14 protein-coding genes and 1 pseudogene are annotated in these 18,842 nt (G+C 65.2%); 6 read left to right on the forward strand and 9 right to left on the reverse strand.

From position 1 onward, the window contains the following. Nucleotides 1–6: 6 nt before the first annotated feature. Nucleotides 7–909: pseudogene (locus ASD94_RS16300) on the reverse strand (DMT family transporter). A gap of 490 nt (nucleotides 910–1,399) precedes the next feature. Here ASD94_RS16300 and kdpF point away from each other — a divergent pair. The 6 genes from kdpF to ASD94_RS16330 all read left to right on the forward strand — a co-directional run bounded on the left by kdpF (nucleotide 1,400) and on the right by ASD94_RS16330 (nucleotide 9,618). Further along, nucleotides 1,400–1,495, forward strand: coding sequence for a K(+)-transporting ATPase subunit F (gene kdpF, locus ASD94_RS16305; protein WP_044394814.1), 96 nt, complete (start codon nucleotides 1,400–1,402; stop codon nucleotides 1,493–1,495). Next, nucleotides 1,492–3,285, forward strand: a complete 1,794-nt coding sequence (gene kdpA, locus ASD94_RS16310; RefSeq protein ID WP_056644887.1) for a potassium-transporting ATPase subunit KdpA — start codon at nucleotides 1,492–1,494, stop codon at nucleotides 3,283–3,285. The genes kdpF and kdpA overlap by 4 nt, the downstream gene beginning before the upstream one ends. A 21-nt stretch (nucleotides 3,286–3,306) precedes the next feature. Beyond that, complete coding sequence (kdpB, locus tag ASD94_RS16315) at nucleotides 3,307–5,373, forward strand: potassium-transporting ATPase subunit KdpB (RefSeq protein WP_056644889.1); 2,067 nt, start codon at nucleotides 3,307–3,309, stop codon at nucleotides 5,371–5,373. A 50-nt stretch (nucleotides 5,374–5,423) separates the two neighbouring features. Next, complete coding sequence (gene kdpC, locus ASD94_RS16320; RefSeq protein WP_056644892.1) at nucleotides 5,424–6,041, forward strand: potassium-transporting ATPase subunit KdpC; 618 nt, start codon at nucleotides 5,424–5,426, stop codon at nucleotides 6,039–6,041. Nucleotides 6,042–6,108: 67 nt separating this feature from the next. Beyond that, nucleotides 6,109–8,856, forward strand: coding sequence for a DUF4118 domain-containing protein (locus ASD94_RS16325; RefSeq protein ID WP_056644897.1), 2,748 nt, complete (start codon nucleotides 6,109–6,111; stop codon nucleotides 8,854–8,856). A 21-nt stretch (nucleotides 8,857–8,877) separates the two neighbouring features. Further along, complete coding sequence (locus ASD94_RS16330; RefSeq protein ID WP_056644900.1) at nucleotides 8,878–9,618, forward strand: response regulator; 741 nt, start codon at nucleotides 8,878–8,880, stop codon at nucleotides 9,616–9,618. 65 nt (nucleotides 9,619–9,683) lie between these two features. On the opposite strand, the gene ASD94_RS16335 is transcribed toward ASD94_RS16330, so the two are convergent. The 8 genes from ASD94_RS16335 to ASD94_RS16370 all read right to left on the reverse strand — a co-directional run bounded on the left by ASD94_RS16335 (nucleotide 9,684) and on the right by ASD94_RS16370 (nucleotide 18,819). After that, nucleotides 9,684–11,882, reverse strand: coding sequence for a hypothetical protein (locus tag ASD94_RS16335; RefSeq protein WP_056644901.1), 2,199 nt, complete (start codon nucleotides 11,880–11,882; stop codon nucleotides 9,684–9,686). Then, nucleotides 11,879–13,369: a ribonuclease G gene (gene rng, locus ASD94_RS16340; RefSeq protein WP_056644904.1), complete on the reverse strand. Its 1,491-nt coding sequence runs from the start codon at nucleotides 13,367–13,369 to the stop codon at nucleotides 11,879–11,881. The genes ASD94_RS16335 and rng overlap by 4 nt, the downstream gene beginning before the upstream one ends. A gap of 30 nt (nucleotides 13,370–13,399) precedes the next feature. Continuing rightward, complete coding sequence (locus ASD94_RS16345; protein WP_056644907.1) at nucleotides 13,400–14,014, reverse strand: nucleoside triphosphate pyrophosphatase; 615 nt, start codon at nucleotides 14,012–14,014, stop codon at nucleotides 13,400–13,402. Between the two features lie 100 nt (nucleotides 14,015–14,114). Continuing rightward, on the reverse strand, nucleotides 14,115–14,582 hold the full coding sequence (gene rlmH / locus ASD94_RS16350) for a 23S rRNA (pseudouridine(1915)-N(3))-methyltransferase RlmH (protein ID WP_007858784.1): 468 nt from the start codon (nucleotides 14,580–14,582) through the stop codon (nucleotides 14,115–14,117). 70 nt (nucleotides 14,583–14,652) lie between these two features. Beyond that, nucleotides 14,653–15,531 (reverse strand): ribosome silencing factor, encoded by an 879-nt coding sequence (gene rsfS / locus ASD94_RS16355; protein ID WP_056644910.1) that lies wholly within the window; start codon nucleotides 15,529–15,531, stop codon nucleotides 14,653–14,655. Nucleotides 15,532–15,724: 193 nt separating this feature from the next. Continuing rightward, nucleotides 15,725–16,705 carry an oxygen-dependent coproporphyrinogen oxidase gene (gene hemF, locus ASD94_RS16360; protein WP_056644913.1) on the reverse strand — a complete coding sequence of 327 codons (981 nt, stop codon included), beginning with the start codon at nucleotides 16,703–16,705 and terminating at the stop codon, nucleotides 15,725–15,727. Then, entirely contained in the window at nucleotides 16,705–17,985 is a 1,281-nt protein-coding gene (purD, locus tag ASD94_RS16365; protein ID WP_056644916.1) for a phosphoribosylamine--glycine ligase, read from the reverse strand. The genes hemF and purD overlap by 1 nt, the downstream gene beginning before the upstream one ends. Nucleotides 17,986–18,099: 114 nt before the next feature. Then, a complete protein-coding gene (locus ASD94_RS16370) occupies nucleotides 18,100–18,819 on the reverse strand; it encodes a YebC/PmpR family DNA-binding transcriptional regulator (RefSeq protein ID WP_056644920.1) in 720 nt (239 codons plus the stop codon). Nucleotides 18,820–18,842 lie beyond the last annotated feature (23 nt).

Genomic DNA, 18,842 nt, shown 5'->3' on the forward strand with positions numbered 1-18,842 from the left:
AAGGCCCTAACGCGTCTGCCGCGCCAGCCACACACCCGCAGCCGCCAACCCCATACCCGCCAGTGCCCAGCCGCTGAGCGTCTCGCCAAACATGGCCCAGGCGATCAGCGCCGTGGTGGGCGGGGTCAGGTAAAACAGGCTGGCCACGTTCACCGCGCCGCCCCGGCGAATGAGCAAGTTCAGCAGGCTCACCGCGCCCAGTTACAACACCAGCACCAGCCAGCCCAGCGCAAACACAAACTCGCCGGTCCACGATATGGCCATGGATTCGGTGGCGTAGGCGACGGCAGCCATAGCCACCGCACAGGGCAGGTACTGGATGACCGAACCCGTGCGCAAATCGAACGAGGGGCAAAACCGCTTTTGGTACAGCGTGCCCGCCGTGATGCCCAGCAGCGCAACCACCGCTGGCAGCAGCATGCCCAGCAAAGCACCCGCCGGCACGGTAGCCACCTTGCCGGCCACCACCAGCGCGACGCCGGTAAAGCCCAGGGCCAGGCCCGCCCATTGGGCAGGCCGCACCTTCTCACCCAGCAAAGCCCCGGCCACCAGGGCTGTCAGCAGCGGCTGCAAGCCCACCACCAGCGCTGTGATGCCCGACGGCAGCCCGTGCCCAATCGCCATGAACACCCCGCCCAGGTAAACGCCATGCACCAGCAGGCCCGACACCGCGATGTGACCCCAGGCCCTGCCCGTCGGTGGCCAGGGCGCACGCACCACCGCCACCACAGCCAGCATGAGCACGGTGACGATGGCAAAGCGCAGCCCGAGAAAGGTCAGCGGCTCCACATACGGCAGACCCAGCTTGGCGCCGATAAAGCCGGTGCTCCAGAGCGCCACAAACAGCAGAGGGACAAGGGAATCGAGCGGACTGGAAGCGCTGGGACGGAGCGATGTGGCCTGGGTCATGAAGAAAAGAAGCGTGATGCAGGGTGGGGATGATCGCAGCTTGCGAGCGCCTTTGCTGCGGGCTGATGTGAGCGCTCTCCAATGACCCGTTGGGAGAACGGACAGACCTCAAGGTGCGCCACACGCCGAACGTGCAGACACCCGAAACCAGTGCGAGCACCGGCAAACCCGCGCTTCAACGCAAAACTTTGAATAAAAACAGCCTTTAGCGCTTGAATATCATGCGCATGAAGCTATAAATTCAATAGCAAACCACCATACATCTTTCTGCCCACCTGGCCTGGCGTCCGCGCATCTTGATGCGATCTTGATATCGCACCCCGCACTCTTGCGCCCGTCTTGATGCGGCCGTTCCTAGCATCGGTCCATGTCTCAAGGAGGACGATATGGACTGGATATTGATGACGGTGGGAGGCCTGCAGTGGCTGACCGTCTATGGCTTGGCCAAAGGTTGCGCGCTGCTGCAACGCCAGGCACAAGGGGGGCGGTCATGACCAGCGGCTGGATGATTCTGGCGGCCGTGCTGGCTGCAGGCCTCTTGGTGTACTTGGTCGCGGTGCTGCTGCGGCCAGAGGACTTTTCATGAGCACCGGTGCCTGGCTGCAATTGGCAGTGTTTTTGGCACTGCTGCTGGCGCTGGCTTGGCCGCTGGCGCGTTACATCGACACCGTGATGGCGGGCCGCTTTGCCCTGGGGCGACGGCTGGAGGGGCCGCTGTTCCAACTGGCTGGCGTGCGGCCCGAGGAAGAAACCGGCTGGCTGCGCTACGCGCTGGGCCTGCTGGTGTTCAACGGCCTGGGCGTGCTGGCGGTGTATGCGCTGCAGCGCTGGCAGGCCGTGTTGCCATTCAACCCGCAGAGCATGGCTGCGGTGGCACCCGACTCGGCCTTCAACACCGCCATCAGTTTTGTCACCAACACCAACTGGCAGGGCTATGGCGGCGAGAGCACCATGAGCTACCTCACGCAGATGCTGGCGCTGACGGTGCAGAACTTTCTGTCTGCCGCCACGGGCCTCGTCGTCGTCGTGGCATTGGTGCGCGGCTTTTCCCGGCACTCCGTACAAAGCATTGGCAACGTGTGGGCCGACATCACCCGCGCCACGCTGTGGGTGCTGCTGCCCCTGTCGCTGGTACTGGCCGTGGTGTTTGCAGGCCAGGGGGTGATTCAAAACCTGTCGCCCTACACGCCAGTGCAGACGCTGGAGCCCGTGCACTACGAAGCGCCCAAGCTCGATGCCGCAGGCCAGCCTGTGCTGGACGCCCAGGGCGCTCCCGTCACCGAGCCCGCCACACAAACCACCCAAACCCTGGCCATGGGCCCGGTGGCCTCGCAGTTGGCCATCAAGATGCTGGGCACCAACGGCGGCGGCTTTTTCAATGCCAACTCGGCCCACCCGTTCGAGAACCCCTCGGCCGCCAGCAACCTGTTGCAGATGCTGGCGATCTTCCTGATCCCCGCCGCGCTGTGCCTAGTGTTTGGCCGCATGGTGGGCGATGAGCGCCAGGGCTGGACGATTCTGGCCACGATGGGTCTGCTCTTTGTGGTCGCAGTAGTAGCAGCCACCGCCTTCGAGCAGCAAGGCAACCCGCTGCTCACATCGCTGGGTGTGGACCAGGCCGCCAGCGCCCTGCAGGCGGGCGGCAACATGGAAGGCAAGGAGACGCGCTTTGGCATCGCCACCTCGGCCCTGTTCGCCGTCATCACCACGGCGGCCAGCTGCGGTGCGGTGATTGCCATGCACGACAGCTTCACGCCCCTGGGCGGCATGGTGCCGATGGTGCTGATGCAGATGGGCGAGGTGGTGTTTGGCGGCGTGGGCTCGGGCCTGTACGGCATGCTGGTGTTCGCCATCATGGCCGTGTTCATTGCCGGGCTGATGATTGGCCGCACGCCCGAGTACCTGGGCAAGAAGATCGAGACGCACGAGATGAAGCTCGTTGCCATCGCCGTCCTCGTCACGCCGCTGCTCGTATTGCTCGGTACCGCCGTGGCAGTGATGAGTGAGACAGGCCGCGCAGGTCTCTCCAACCCCGGCGCGCACGGCTTTAGCCAGGTGCTGTATGCGCTGTCTTCCGCCGCCAACAACAACGGCAGCGCCTTCGCGGGCCTGTCGGCCAACACCCCTTTCTACAACGTGCTGCTGGCCGTGGCCATGTGGCTGGGGCGCTTTGGCGTGATCGTGCCGGTGCTGGCCATGGCCGGGTCCCTCGCCGCCAAAAAGCGCGCCACCGCCACCGATGGCACCTTGCCCACGCACGGCCCACTGTTTGTGGCGCTGCTGGCAGGCGTGGTGCTGCTGGTGGGCTTGCTGAACTATGTGCCCGCCCTGGCGCTGGGCCCCGTGGTCGAGCATTTGGTGCTGACTACACGCTAAAGAAATGGCACGGAGATTGTGATGACTCGCAAGACATTGACCCTGTTCGACCCCGCCCTGGTGCGCCCCGCGCTGCTGGAGGCCTTCAAGAAGCTGGACCCGCGCGTGCAATGGCGCAACCCGGTGATGTTTGTGGTGTACGTGGGCAGCGCCTTCACCACTGCACTGGCCGCCAGCCAACCCGAGGGCTTCACCGCCGCCGTGGCGTTGTGGCTGTGGTTCACCGTGCTGTTCGCCAACTTTGCCGAGGCCATGGCCGAGGGCCGCAGCAAGGCGCAGGCGGCCTCGTTGCGCGGCCTCAAGAAGCAAACCTGGGCCAAGAAGCTCGACGGCCATTTCGACCGCACCACCCCACGCACCGAGATGACCTGGCTGCCGCTGGAGGCCGCCCACCTGCGCAAAGGCGATGTGGTGCTGGTGGAAGCCGGTGACACCATACCCGCCGATGGCGAGGTGATCGACGGCGTGGCCTCGGTGGACGAAAGCGCCATCACGGGCGAATCCGCTCCGGTGATCCGCGAATCGGGCGGCGACTTCTCGGCCGTGACGGGCGGCACCCGCGTGCTGTCCGACTGGATCGTGGTGCGCGTGGCCGTGAACCCCGGCGAGACCTTTGTGGACCGCATGATCGCCATGGTCGAAAACGCCAAGCGCCACAAGACACCCAATGAGATCGCGCTAACCATCCTGCTGGTGGCGCTGACCATCGTGTTCTTGGGCGTGGTGGTCACGCTGCTGCCATTCTCGCTGTTCAGCGTGCAGGCCAGTGGCTCAGGCGAACCGGTGAGCCTGGTGGTGCTGGTGGCTCTGCTGGTGTGCCTGATCCCCACCACCATCGCGGGCCTGCTCAGCGCCATCGGCGTGGCAGGCATGAGCCGCATGATGCAGGCCAATGTGATCGCCACCTCGGGCCGCGCCGTGGAGGCCGCGGGCGATGTGGACGTGCTGCTGCTGGACAAGACCGGCACCATCACCCTGGGCAACCGCCAGGCCAGCCAGTTCATCTCGGCCCCGGGTGTCACGGATGCCGCCCTGGCCGACGCCGCCCAATTGGCATCGCTGGCCGACGAAACGCCCGAAGGCCGCAGCATCGTCGTACTGGCCAAGCAGAAGTTCAACCTGCGCGAGCGCGACGTCGAAGCCCTGGGCGCCCAGTTCGTGCACTTCACGGCTCAAACGCGCATGAGCGGCGTGGACCTGCCCGGCCCACGCCTGCTGCGCAAAGGTGCAGCAGACGCCATCCGCAAGCATGTGGAGGCCCTGGGCGGGCGCTTCCCCACCGCTGTGCAGACGGCGGTGGACGATGTATCGCGCCGTGGCAGCACCCCACTGGTGGTGGCCGATGATGCCCATGTGCTGGGCGTGGTGGAACTCAAAGACGTGGTGAAGGGCGGCATCAAAGAGCGCTTTGCCGAACTGCGCCGCATGGGCATCAAGACCGTGATGGTGACGGGCGACAACCGCCTGACGGCCGCCGCCATTGCCGCCGAGGCGGGTGTGGACGACTTTCTGGCCGAGGCTACGCCCGAGGCCAAGCTGCAGCTCATCCGCAGCCACCAGGCCAATGGCCAGCTGGTGGCCATGACGGGCGACGGCACCAACGATGCCCCCGCCCTGGCCCAGGCCGACGTGGCCGTGGCCATGAACACCGGCACCCAGGCCGCCAAGGAGGCGGGCAACATGGTGGACCTGGACAGCAACCCCACCAAGCTCATCGAGATCGTGGAGACGGGCAAGCAGATGCTGATGACGCGCGGTTCGCTCACCACCTTCAGCATCGCCAACGACATCGCCAAGTACTTCGCCATCATCCCGGCGGCGTTTGTCACCACCTACCCGCAGTTGTCGGCGCTGAACTTCATGCACCTGGCCAGCCCCTCGTCGGCCATCCTGTCCGCCGTGGTGTTCAACGCACTGATCATCATCTTTTTGATCCCGCTGGCCCTGAAGGGCGTGGCCTACCGCGCCGTGGGCGCCGCCGCGCTGCTGCGCCGCAACCTGGCCATCTACGGACTGGGAGGCATGGTGGTGCCGTTCATTGGCATCAAGTTGATTGACATGGTGCTGGCCACCGCCGGTCTGACCTGATCGCTGCACATTCGCCATCACAGCTCCCAATCACTGACAAGGAAAATCGTATGCCTATCCGTATCCCCCGCGACGACGCGCCCGCCAGCACCGGAGGCGTGTTGCGCCCCGCCCTCACGTTGTTTGTCGTGCTGTCCCTCGTCACCGGCCTGCTGTACCCGCTGGCCGTCACGGGCGTGGCGCAAACCGCCTTCCCGCACCAGGCCAACGGCAGTCTCATTACCCATGGGGGCAAGGCCGTGGGCTCTAAGCTGATCGGCCAGTCGTTCACCGAGCCCGGCCACTTCTGGGGCCGCCCCTCGGCCACCACGCCCATGCCTTACAACGCAGCCGCCTCGGGTGGCTCCAACCTGGGCCCCACCAACCCGGCGTTGATCGATGCCGTCAAGGCGCGCATCGAGGCCCTGCGCGCTGCCGACCCCGGCAACACCCAACCCGTTCCGGTGGATCTGGTCACCGCATCGGCCAGCGGGCTGGACCCCCACATCAGCCCGGCAGCCGCCGCCTACCAGAGCGAACGCGTGGCCCGTGCCAGGGGCCTGCCCGTGGCACAGGTGCAAGCCTTGGTGCAGCAGCACACCGACACCCCCTGGCTGGGCCTGCTGGGTGAGCCGCGTGTGAACGTTTTGGCCTTGAATCTGGCACTCGATTCGCTATCAAATAAATAGCTATCAGCACAATTGATACTAGCGCTTGAGGCCTATTCGACATCAAATTGGTGGATACACTGTGCCCATGCAGGATCGCCCCGACCCCGACGCGCTGCTGCAGCGCATCCAGCAAGAGCAGGCCCAGCAGCAGCGCGGGCGGCTCAAGGTGTTCTTTGGTGCTTGCGCCGGGGTGGGCAAGACCTTTGCCATGCTGTCGGCCGCCCGGGCGGCGCAGGCGCAAGGCACGCCCGTCACCATCGGCGTGGTCGAGACGCATGGCCGCGCCGACACCGACGCACAGACCGCGCACCTGCCCCGCCTGCCGCTGCGCGCCCTGCCCTACAAAGACCGCACCCTGCCCGAATTTGACCTGGATGCCGCCCTGGCCTGGGGCGCAGAACACCCCGAAGGCCTGGTGCTGCTGGACGAACTGGCCCACAGCAATGTGGCCGGGTCGCGCCACCCCAAGCGCTGGCAAGACGCCGAAGAGCTGCTGGCCGCAGGCATCGACGTGTGGTCCACCATGAACGTGCAGCACCTGGAGAGCCTGAACGACATCGTGAGCGGCATCACCGGCATCCGCGTGTGGGAGACAGTGCCCGACCAGTTTTTTGACGCGGCCGACGAAGTGGTGGTGGTGGACCTGCCGCCCGACGAGCTGCTGGCGCGCCTCAAAACTGGCAAGGTCTACCTGCCCCAGCAGGCAGAGCGCGCCGCCGCCAACTTCTTTCGCAAAGGCAACCTGCTGGCCCTGCGCGAGTTGGCCTTGCGCCGCACCGCCGACCGCGTGGACGACGAAATGCGCGCCTACCGCCGCGCCAGCACCACGACGGCCGAGGCCGTGTGGCCCAACCGCGAGGCCCTGCTGGCCTGCGTGGGCACGGGCGACAACGCCGAAAAGGTGGTGCGCAGCTGCGCCCGCCTGGCCGCCCAGCTCGACCTGCCCTGGCACGCCGTGCATGTGGAAACGCCCGAGCAGCAAGGCCAGTCGGCCACCCTGCACCCGCAGGTGGAGCGCACGCTGAAGATCGCCCAGCAACTGGGCGCCGCCGCCTGCGCCGTGCTGCCCGCCGCACAGCCCGCCCAGGCCCTGGTGCGCTATGCGCGCGAACACAACCTGGTGCGCGTGGTGATGGGGCGCAGCGCCGGGCGCTGGGGGCGTGGCACCCGCCGCTGGCCCTGGCAGGCCACGCTGGCCGAGCAGATCGCGCAGCGCGCCAGCGACCTGGACCTGCTGCAGGTAGGCACCCTGCCCAACCGCAGCACCGACGCCGCAGAGCGCAAAGCCACCCTCACCACCAACGCCCCCCGCGGTGCTTTCTGGCCGGGCTACATCGCTGCCGCGCTCGCCTGCTGCGTCGCCGCCGTCATCGCGACGCCGCTGGCCAACGTGCTGGAGCTGACCAACATCGTCATGCTGTTTTTGCTGGTGGTGGTGGGTGTGGCACTGCGCTTTGGGCGTGGCCCGGCCATCATGGCGGCGTTCCTGGGCGTGGGGTTTTTTGATTTCTTCTTTGTGCCGCCCCGCTTCAACTTTGCGGTGAGCGACGCGCAGTACGTCGTCACCTTTGCCGTGATGCTGGTGGTGGCCCTGGTGGTGGGCCAGCTCACCGCCGGGCTCAAGGTACAGGCCGAGGCCGCCACCGACCGCGAACACCGCGTGCGCAGCCTCTACGACATGGCGCGTGACCTGTCTGCTGCCCTGCTGCCCGAACAGGTGGCCGAGATTGGCGCACGCTTCATCACCGGCGAGTTCAGCGCAGGCAGCACGCTGGTGGTGGCCGACGATGACAACCGCCTGCAGGTGCTGCCCGGAGGCACCGCCCCCGTGGACATGGCCGTGGCGCAATGGGCATTCGAGCGCGGCGAGCCCGCAGGCCGGGGCACGGACACCTTGCACTCCAGCCCCACGCTGGTGCTGCCGCTCAAGGCGCCCATGCGCATCCGTGGCGTGCTGGTGGTCGCGATGCCGCAAGGCCAGGTGCCGGGCGTGGAACCGCGCCGCCTGCTGCAGACCTGCGCCTCGCTGCTGGCCATTTCGCTCGAACGCATCCACTACATCGACGTGGCGCAGAGAAGCACGGTGCAGATCGAGTCCGAGCGGCTGCGCAACTCGCTGCTCTCGGCCATCTCGCACGACCTGCGCACGCCGCTGGCCTCGCTGGTCGGCCTGGCCGAATCCCTGGCCATGGTGCAGCCGCCCCTGCCTTCCCATCAACAAGAGCTGACCGACGCCATCCAGCAATCGGCCCAGCGCATGAGCGCACTGGTCAACAACCTGCTGGACATGGCCCGCCTGGAGGCCGGGGCCGTGCAACTCAACAAAGCCTGGCAGCCACTGGAAGAAGTGGTGGGCAGCGCCCTGGCCGCCTGCGCCCCGGCCATTGCAACGCACCGTATCGAAGTGACCCTGCCGGGCGACCTGCCGCTGCTGCAGATCGACGCCGTGCTGATGGAGCGGGTGCTGGTCAACCTGCTGGAAAACGCCGCCAAGTACACGCCCGCAGACACCACCCTCCGCATCAGCGCGCAGCCCCAAAGCGATGCCGTGGCACTGACCATTACCGACGAAGGCCCCGGCCTGCCCAAAGGGCGTGAAGAGCTGCTGTTTGAAAAATTCGAGCGCGGTGCCCGCGAAAGCGCCACGCCCGGTGTGGGCCTGGGGCTGGCCATCTGCCGCGCCATCGTGCAGGCGCACGGTGGCAGCATCCGGGGCGATACGATCCACAACGCCCAGGGCCAGCCTGCGGGTGCACGCTTTACGCTGCTGCTGCCACGCGGTACACCGCCCACCGATCTAGGCACCGATGCAGACACCACCTGCGAAGTTTGACCGCGCGGCCCTCCAATCCCCATGACCGACCTGCCCACCCACATCCTCATCGTCGAAGACGAAGCCGACATCCGCCGCTTTGTGCGCCTGACGCTGGAGAGCGAAGGCCACACCGTGCACGAGGCCGCCACGCTGCAACGCGGCCTGATCGAGGCTGGCACCCGCCGCCCCGACCTGGTGGTGCTGGACCTGGGCCTGCCCGATGGCGACGGTGTGGACCTGATCCGCGACCTGCGCACCTGGTCGGCCATGCCTATCATCGTGCTCTCGGCCCGCAGCGCCGAGGCCAGCAAGATCGCGGCGCTGGATGCCGGGGCCGACGACTACCTGGTCAAGCCCTTTGGCTCCGGTGAGCTGATGGCCCGCGTGCGCGCCCAGTTGCGCCGCAGCCAGCGCGCATCCGGCGCCGAAGCCACACCCGTCATCCAGTTCGGCCCCATCACCGTGGACCTGGCCCGCCGCACGGTGGAGCGCCGCATGGGCGGCAATGGTGAAGGCAACGGCGATGGCAATGGCAATGGCAGCGAGGCCCTGCACCTCACACCCATCGAATACAAGCTGCTCACCTACCTGGCCTCCCAGCCCGACCGCGTCATCACCCACGCCCAGCTCCTCAAGGCCGTGTGGGGCCCAGGCCATGCTGAGGACACGCACTATGTGCGCGTGCACATGGCCAACCTGCGCAAGAAGGTGGAGGACAACGCATCCATGCCCCGGCATTTGCGAACCGAGGCGGGGGTGGGGTACCGGTTTGTGCCGTAGCGCCAGCCTACGCCCCTGGCCCATCTGGCGTGAGCGAGCAACAGCGCCTGCAAATTGGAAAAAATCTACTCCTCACCCCAGACAGCTTGGCTCTGGACAACGTTCACAAAGTGCACTGCATCGAAGCCATCCGGGTACAGGCTTGCCTGGGAATGGCGCGGCAATCCCTCTGCCTGCGTCCACACCTGCCCTTCAAACAAGCGTTGTCGATCGTCACGCAGCGTAATCAGAATTTCCTCCAGCGACAACTTCAAACAGCCGAAAAAGAAACAATGGTCACCCTCGATAGAGGTGTCCACGATCCACGCGTGAACCCGCTCAAGCGTAGGCGGCTCTGGCAACCCCAAAGCACTTTGCAAAGCCATATCGCCCGCCAGCACACCGAGCACTGCCGCTTGCTTACGTACCAGTTGGCGCCCCGCTTTGCGCAATGTGGTGGTCACATGCTGCCACGCATCTTGAACCGATTGGCGCACGAATGTGGACTTGAGTTCGAAGACAAACAAATGCCCGTCGCGCGCAGCCAGCACATCCACCTCACCGGCGTCGCGGAGATCGTCAGGCGGTTGCCAATTCAGTACAACGCGAAAGCCCCGCGCCTGCAGGGCCACCGCCAAGTTGGCCTCAATGCGCTGTGTTTCCTCTCGCGTCTCAGCGCGTCGCGCCCCCAGCCTGCGCAGATTGTTGATGGCCGCATGGCCATTGCTTTGAAAAGCAGCAATCCAAGGCAACTGCACGTAAGCATGACCAAACTGAAGGACTGGACGCTCAAACAAACCTGGATGCAAGCCAGGCTCGTCCCGCCCCAACCTTTCACCAAGCGCCACCATGTCGTAGCACCAGAAATCGAGAATGGCTTGGGCAGAGGCCACACTCCCTTGCGGCTGTTCGGACGTGACAGTCCAACCCGTGATACGGCGAACCTTAGCGGTGCGGTCTGACCATGTAAACGGCAGACGGTTCTGCATGCCCTCCAACAAGCCCTGCAGCGCCAAGCGCCCCAGTGCCAGCCGCCAGTGCCCCAGGGCTTGCGCGTGGGCAGCGAACGCTCCAATGTAGTCACGCAAGAAAAAAATAGCCGTCAATTCCTGCGCCAGCAAGGCCTGAAAGAGGTTGACCGTGCGCCCCCCTTCAAGGCTCACCTGATCGCCTACCCCGTACACCTCACTCAGCCGCATCCGCGTGGCGAGCGCCTTAATCCAGGCCGCTCGGTTGTCGTCCTCGTTTTCAGGCCGCCCTATGCGCTGGTGTGCCATGTCGGAGTGCGCGAACGCATCGACTGCCCGATCCATCCAATAGCCCTGCAACTGCCACAGCTTGCGTGTGTTGCGCTCCCATGCAGCGCGTGCAGCCGGGTCAGTCTCGACAATCTCCAGCCTGTCTCCGCGTCTCTCAAATCGGATGCCGTCATCCCAGCAAAAAGCATGGAGGCTGCGGCTCAAAAATTCCCGCATCTCGATCTGCGCCGCCATGAGGTCTTGAAACTGCGCGTAGCGCCGGGCCGCCAACTCTGGCAATGCTCTATTCGAGAAGAGCCAATCCCGAAACAACGGCCCTACACGCTCGGCAATGTCGTTCTCATTGAGGCGCAAGGCGGAACGGTCGCCTGACCGTAATTTCCAGAGCAGCAATGCGTTGATCGCATCCCAAGCACTCGCCACGGACATTCCTTGGGCCTCGACAGCCGCTGAGCCATGCAGGCCATGTGGCACCAAATGATCGAAAGCGTAAAGACTGGTCCATGCCAACAGCTCAATGATCGGCACTGTCTCCCATGGCAACTGGCAGCGGGCCAGCGCGTCTCGACGCAGGGCGTGGGCCTCATCCAATAGGTGAAGCACCCGGCACAATTCAGCGACTTCGGGGGCTTGTGCCGCAGCCTGCTGCAGTTCATGGCGACGTGGCGAATCAGGCCGCAGCGCCAAGCCAGAGTGACGCACCGCGTCCGTGAGGACGATAGGCGCTTGCTGTGCGAGCACACCCAACAGTCCAGGGGCAGCCACCTTGTCTTGTGCGAGATAACGCGTCAGCGCCAAACCCATGGCTTCGCCACGCCAATCCTGCGCATCAGCAGCTTGTAAGCACACAGTCGACCAGAACAAGTGATCTCGACCACTGCGGCTCAGCTTGTGGCCGTTGACCTTCTCGGGTCTACCGTCCAGGTAAGCCTCCGCGACTTCCGCCAGCGCTTCGTGCGCTGAAAAACCATCGGCTAGCAAGCGCAGGCGCAGACGCTCGTAATAACCACCGTCCTCTGCACTCATAGCAGCACGATGTCGTACTGCTCCTGCCCCATCGCGCTTTCGGCCTGCAGCGAGATGGGTTTCTTGATGAAGTCGGAAAGCCCGGCCAGGTGCTGACTCTCCTCGTCGAGGAACAGCTCCACCACCCGCGCCGACGCCACCACCCGGAACTCGCGCGGGTTGAACTGGCGGGCTTCGCGCAGGATCTCGCGCAAGATGTCGTAACACACGCTGCGCGCAGTCTTCACGCTGCCCTTGCCCTGGCACACCTCGCAGGGCTCGCACAGCATGTGGGCCAATGATTCGCGCGTGCGCTTTCGCGTCATCTCCACCAGGCCCAGTTGCGAGAAGGTGCCGGACGACATGGTCTTGACTCGGTCGCGCGCGAGCTGCTTCTTGAACTCCGCCAGCACGGCCTGCTGGTGGTCGTCCCGCATCATGTCGATGAAGTCCACGATGATGATGCCGCCCAGGTTGCGCAGCCGCAGCTGGCGCGCAATGGCCTGCGCGGCCTCCAGGTTGGTCTTGAAGATAGTGTCGTCGAAGTTGCGCGCACCCACGTAGCCACCGGTGTTCACGTCGATGGTGGTAAGCGCCTCGGTCTGATCCACGATGAGGTAGCCGCCCGACTTCAGGTCCACCCGGCGTCCCAATGCCTTTGCCACCTCTTCGTCGATGGCATACAGGTCAAAAATTGGCCGCTCACCCTTGTAGTGCTGCAGCTTGCCGGCGGCTGCGGGCATGAACTCCTGCCCGAACGCGCGCAGGCGCTGGAATTGCTCCATCGAATCGATGCGGATGGTCTGCGTGTGGTCGCCCACCAGGTCGCGCAGCACGCGCTGCAGCAGGTCCAGGTCCTGGTGCAACAGCGACATGGCCGGCAGCTTGAGCGATGCCTCCTTGATGCGCGCCCAGGTCTTGCGCAGGTAGGCAATGTCTTCAGCCAGCTCGGCATCCGTGGAATCTTCGCCGTTGGTGCGCAGGATGAAGCCGCCGCCACCGCCCGTGGACTTGTCGCCCACCAGCGCCTGCAGCCGTGCACGCAGGGCATCGCGCTCCGCAGGCGGGATCTTCTGCGACACGCCCACATGGTCGTCCTGCGGCAAAAACACCAGCAGGCGACCGGCAATGCTGATCTGCGTGGACAACCGCGCGCCCTTGGTGCCAATCGGGTCCTTGATGACCTGCACCATGAGTGCCTGGCCTTCGAACACCTGTTTTTCGATGGGCACTTGCGGCTCGTTCTTGCGGGCGAATGCGGGCGGCTCGCCATCGGGCTGGCGCTGCCACACATCGGCTACGTGCAAGAAGGCCGCGCGCTCCAGCCCGATGTCGATGAAGGCCGACTGCATGCCCGGCAGCACGCGCGATACCTTGCCCAGGTAGACGTTGCCCACCAGGCCGCGTTCCAGCGTGCGCTCGATATGCAGCTCCTGCACGGCGCCGTGCTCCACCACGGCCACGCGGGTTTCCTGGGGCGACCAATTAATCAGGATGTCTTGTTGCATGGCGTTGTTGTTGTCTTTGGTTGGCGTCGCCTAGATGGCAAAGCCCGATGCGCGCAGTAGCTGCGCGGTCTCGTACATGGGCAGCCCCATGATGCCCGAATAGCTGCCCGCCAGGTGCTCCACATACGCTGCCGCCCTGCCCTGGATGCCATAGGCGCCCGCCTTGCCCAGCGGCTCGCCCGTGGCCACGTACGCATCGATCTGCGCGGGTGTCATGGGCGCGAAGGTGACGCGCGACACCGAGAGGGCCGTCAGCCGCTTGGCGCCCACTTGCATCGCTAAGGCAGTCAGCACGCGGTGCTCGTGCCCCGCCAGCTCGGCCAGCATGCGCGCAGCATGGGCAGCATCGTCCGGCTTGCCGTAGATGGTGCGGCCCAGGGCCACGGTGGTGTCGGAGCACAGGATGGGCGCATCCGGCAACTGGCGCCGCGCGCGCCGGGCTACGGCCGCGTCGAGCTTGAGCGCGGTCACGCGCTCCACATAGGCGGTGGGCGCTTCGCCGGGCAGCACCACCTCGATGGCCTCGGTGTCTTCGGGCTCATCGCCGTCCACATTGGGTAGCAGCAGTTCGTGGCGCACGCCCAGCTGTTCCAGCAACTGACGACGGCGCGGGCTCTGGGAGGCGAGGTAGATGAAGTCGGGCATGAACGGATTTTGAATAAAAATCGGCTCTAGCGCTTATTCATCAAGCGCTAGCCGCTATGAAAAAAGGAGTGATACCGACCATCATTGCAAAGGGCCTGCTTTATTCACGATGGTATGGATGCCCGGCATTCACCGACCAGGCGCGGTATAGCTGCTCAATGAGCAGCACGCGCACCATGGCGTGCGGCAGGGTCAGGTCCGACAGGCGAATGCGCTCGTGTGCCGCTTGCCGAAAGGCGGGGTCCAGCCCATCGGGGCCGCCGATGACCAGCGCCACATCGTCACCGCCCAGCTGCCAGCCCTTGAGCCGTTCGGCCAGCGCTTTGGTGGTGAGGTTGGTGCCGCGCTCGTCCAGTGCCACCACGCGGGTGCCCCTGGGAATGGCGGCCTCGATGCGCTCACGCTCGGCGGCGTAGAGCGTCTCCAGCGTCTTGGAGCCACGCGGCTCGGTCTTGACGGCCTTGAGCTCTACCTTGAGTTCGGGCGGGAAGCGTTTGGCGTAATCGTCGTATGCGGTCTGCGCCCAATCGGGCACCCGCTGCCCGACCGCCACAATGAGCAGCTTCATGGATCAACCTGGATGCGTGAGGGGCAGTTACCGCAGCGCGCCACGAAAGGGGCACCGCTGCGGAAACGGATCAGCCCTTGCTACGGGCCGGCGCCTTCTTGGCGGCTGGCTTGGCACCCGACTTGGGCGCCGATGCGGAGGCTGGCTTGGCTGCCGCGCGTGCGGGAGTCTTGCCTGCGGGCGACTTCTTGGCCGCAGGCTTCTTGGCGCCAACAGGCTTGACCACAACCGTCTTGACAGGGGCCTTGGTGGCGGCGGGCTTCTTGGCGGCGACTGCGCCCGTGGTCTTGCTGGCTGGCTTGGTGGCGCCGGTCTTGGCGGCCGATTTGCCCGGCGCGGCCTTGGCCGCAGTTTTTGCAGCTGGCTTGGGCGCTGTTTTCGCTGCAGTTTTCGCAGCGGTCTTGGCAACTGCCTTGACGGTGGCCTTGCCCGAACGGGCGGCTACCGAGGGAGCTGCTGCCGCCTTTTTGGCGGGCGCCTTGCCAGCAGCCTTGGCGTCCGACTTGGCAGCCTTCTGGGCCGACTTTTTCTCAGCCAGTTCGGTGGCGGCGCTGGACACAGGCTTGGCAGCGCCCAGCTTCAGACGCACGGGGGTGTCGCCCCACAGTTCTTCCAGGCGGTAGTACTGGCGGATGGCGGGCTGCATGATGTGCGCCACAGCGGCGCCGCAGTCCACGATGATCCATTCACCGTTGTCTTCGCCTTCGATGCGGGGCTTGGAGAAGCCGGCTTCCTTGACCGCATCGCGCACGCTGGCTGCCAGGGCCTTGGTCTGGCGGTTGGAAGTGCCTGATGCCACGATCACCCGTTCAAACAGCGGCGAGAGATGCTCGGTGTTGAAAACCTGGATGTCTTGCGCCTTGACGTCTTCCAGGCCATCGACGATGGCGCGCTGGAGTTTGGTGACGTCTTTTTTGGCGGCGGTTTCCGATTTGGTGGAGGTGGTCATCAGGCGGTGATTAGAAAGGGAATGGAATCAATATAGCGTGCAACGCAGCGCACAGCCAGCGGGCTGGGCCTTGAGTGTTGCGCGGGTGTTGTGCTGGGGCGCTGCAGCAGTGTGAGGTGTTTTGGGCCTCTTGCGCTCATGTGAAAAGCGCGGGCAGCTATTGAAATTATAGCTTTTGCGCTTTTCACGGCTTTCAGGGCGCAGGGACAGCCCCCTCCGCAAGCCAGTCTCGGCGCACCAAAAAGCGCTGCGTAAGGTCGGCCTCGGCCGAATCGGCGGCGTCAGACCGCTGGTACGACCACGACACCAGCGGCGGCATGGACAGCAGGATGGACTCGGTGCGCCCGCCCGACTGCAGGCCAAAGTGCGTGCCCCGGTCCCAGACCAGATTGAACTCGACATAGCGGCCCCGGCGGTAGAGCTGGAAGTCGCGCTCGCGCTCGCCATAGGGCATGCCCTTGCGTTTCTCGACGATGGGCAGGTAGGCTCTCAGGAACGCGTCGCCCACCGACCGCGTCATGGCCAGGCTTTGTTCAAAGCCCAGCTCCGAGAAGTCGTCATAGAACACGCCGCCCACGCCGCGCTGCTCGCTGCGGTGCTTGAGGAAGAAATATTCATCGCACCATTGCTTGAAGCGCGGGTACTTGTCGTCGCCGAAAGCGCTGAGCGCATCGCGGCAGGTACGGTGAAAGTGCACCGCGTCCTCTTCAAACCCGTAGTACGGCGTGAGGTCCATGCCGCCGCCAAACCAGCAGGTCGGCGCCTTGCCTGGGTGGCCAGCGGCGATCATGCGCACGTTCATGTGCACCGTGGGCACATAGGGGTTACGCGGGTGAAAGACCAGCGACACGCCCATGGCCTCGAACGGCGCACCCGCCAGCTCGGGCCGGTGCTGCGTGGCCGAAGGCGGCAGCTGTGGGCCGCGTACGTGGCTGAAGCCGCACCCAGCGCGCTCGAACACCCGGCCGCCTTCCATGATCTTGGTGATGCCGTCGCCTTGCAGCGGCTCGCCGGGCGGCTTGCTCCAGGCATCGGCCAGAAAGCGTGCGCCGCCCTCGCCTTCAGCGGCTTCCACGGCTTCCAGCGCATCAGTGATGCGCGCCTGCAGGCCCACCAGGTAGCCGCGCACGCGGGTCACCGTGTCGGTAGGGTTCAGGGTCTGAGCGTCTGCCATCAGCTTTTCAGGGCACGGAAGCCGATGTCGCGGCGGTACTGCGCGCCATCAAACTGGATGCCACGTGCCACGTCATACGCACGTTGCTGCGCCTGCTTGACGCTGTCGGCCAGCACGGTGACGCACAGCACCCGACCGCCCGTCACGCTGACCACGCCGTCCTTGAGCTGCGTGCCCGCGTGGAACACCACGGCGTCATCCGCCTCAGCAGGCAGGCCGGTGATGGCGTCACCCTTGCGCGGGTTCTCCGGGTAGCCATGGGCGGCCATGACCACGCCCAGCGCGGTGCGGCGGTCCCATTGCAGTTCCATCTGGTCGAGCTTGCCGTCAGCGGCAGCGGCCATCACGTCGCTGAAGTCGCTTTTCAGGCGCATCAGGATGGGCTGCGTTTCGGGGTCGCCCATGCGGCAGTTGAATTCGAGCGTCTTCGGCTGGCCCTTGGCATCGATCATCAAACCGGCATACAGGAAGCCGGTGTATGGAATGCCATCCTTTTCCATGCCACGGATGGTGGGCAGGATGATCTCGCGCATGGCACGGGCATGCACGTCGGCCGTGACCACGGGGGCGGGCGAATAAGCGCCCATGCCGCCGGTGTTGGGGCCTTCGTCGCCGTCCTTCAGGCGCTTGTGGTCCTGGCTGGTGGCCAGGGCCAGCACGTTCTTGCCATCGCACAGCACGATGAAACTGGCTTCTTCGCCTTCGAGGAATTCCTCGATCACCACGCGCGCGCCGCCCTCGTTGTGCGTCACGCCGTATTTGTTGTCCACCAGCATGAAGTCCACGGCATCGTGGGCCTCCTGCAGCGTCATGGCCACCACCACGCCCTTGCCAGCCGCCAATCCGTCGGCCTTGATGACGATGGGCGCGCCCAATCGGTCCACGAAAGCGTGGGCCGCTGCCGGGTCGGTGAAGGTGTCGTAGTCGGCCGTAGGGATGCCATGGCGGCGCATGAAGGCCTTGCTGAACGCCTTGGAGCTTTCCAGCTGAGCAGCCGCCTTGGTGGGGCCGAAAATGCGCAGGCCATGGGCGCGGAACTCATCGACCACACCGGCGGCCAGAGGCGCCTCGGGGCCCACCACGGTCAGCGCGATCTTTTCGGCCTGGGCCCAGGTGCGCAGCTCGCGCACGTCGGAGATCGCGACGTTCTCGAGCTTGGGGTTCAAGGCCGTGCCACCGTTGCCGGGTGCCACAAACACCTTGGTCACCTTGGGGGACTGGCTCAGTTTCCACGCCATCGCGTGTTCACGGCCGCCGCCACCAATCACAAGTACTTTCATAGGAACCTTTGGTGAACCCGGTCCGCAGCTCTGCACTGCTGGGTGGGGTTCGGGGGAATATCAGTCGGAAAACAGGTCAGGGCAAGAAAAAAGCGGTGATCTACGGGTGCAAAGTCACAGCGCCGCGTTGTGGTAGACCTCTTGCGTGTCGTCCAGGTCTTCCAGCACGTCCAGCAGCTTTTGCATCTTGGCGGCGTCTTCGCCGGTCAGCTCGATCGTGTTTTCGGGCCGCATGGTCACGCCTGCCACCTCGGCCGTCAGGCCTGCGGCCTCCAGGGCGTTCTTCACAGCTTCAAAGTCGGCCGGGGCAGTCAGCACCTCCACCGCGCCGTCTTCGTCGGTCACCACGTCTTCGGCGCCCGCCTCCAGCGCCACTTCCATCACCTTGTCTTCGCTGGTGCCGGGGGCAAAAATCAGCTGGCCCACGTTCCTGAACTGGAACACCACGGAGCCCTCGGTGCCCATGTTGCCGCCGTGTTTGCTGAACGCGTGGCGCACTTCGGCCACGGTGCGCACACGGTTGTCGGTCATGGTGTCGATCATGATGGCGGCGCCACCAATGCCATAGCCTTCGTAGCGGATTTCTTCGTAGGTCAGGCCTTCGGCGTTGCCCGTGGCCTTGTCGATGTTGTATTTGATGCGGTCGGCAGGCATGTTGGCCGCCTTGGCCTTGTCCACCGCCAGGCGCAGGCGGGGGTTGGCAGACAGGTCGCCGCCGCCGGCACGGGCGGCCACAGTGATTTCACGAATGATGCGGGTCCAGATCTTGCCGCGTTTTTCATCCTGCCGCCCCTTGCGGTGCTGGATATTCGCCCATTTACTGTGTCCTGCCACGGGAAGTCCTTTTGTATTGATTT

Origin of the sequence: Acidovorax sp. Root70 (assembly GCF_001428225.1) — a bacterium.
Lineage (GTDB): Bacteria > Pseudomonadota > Gammaproteobacteria > Burkholderiales > Burkholderiaceae_C > Acidovorax.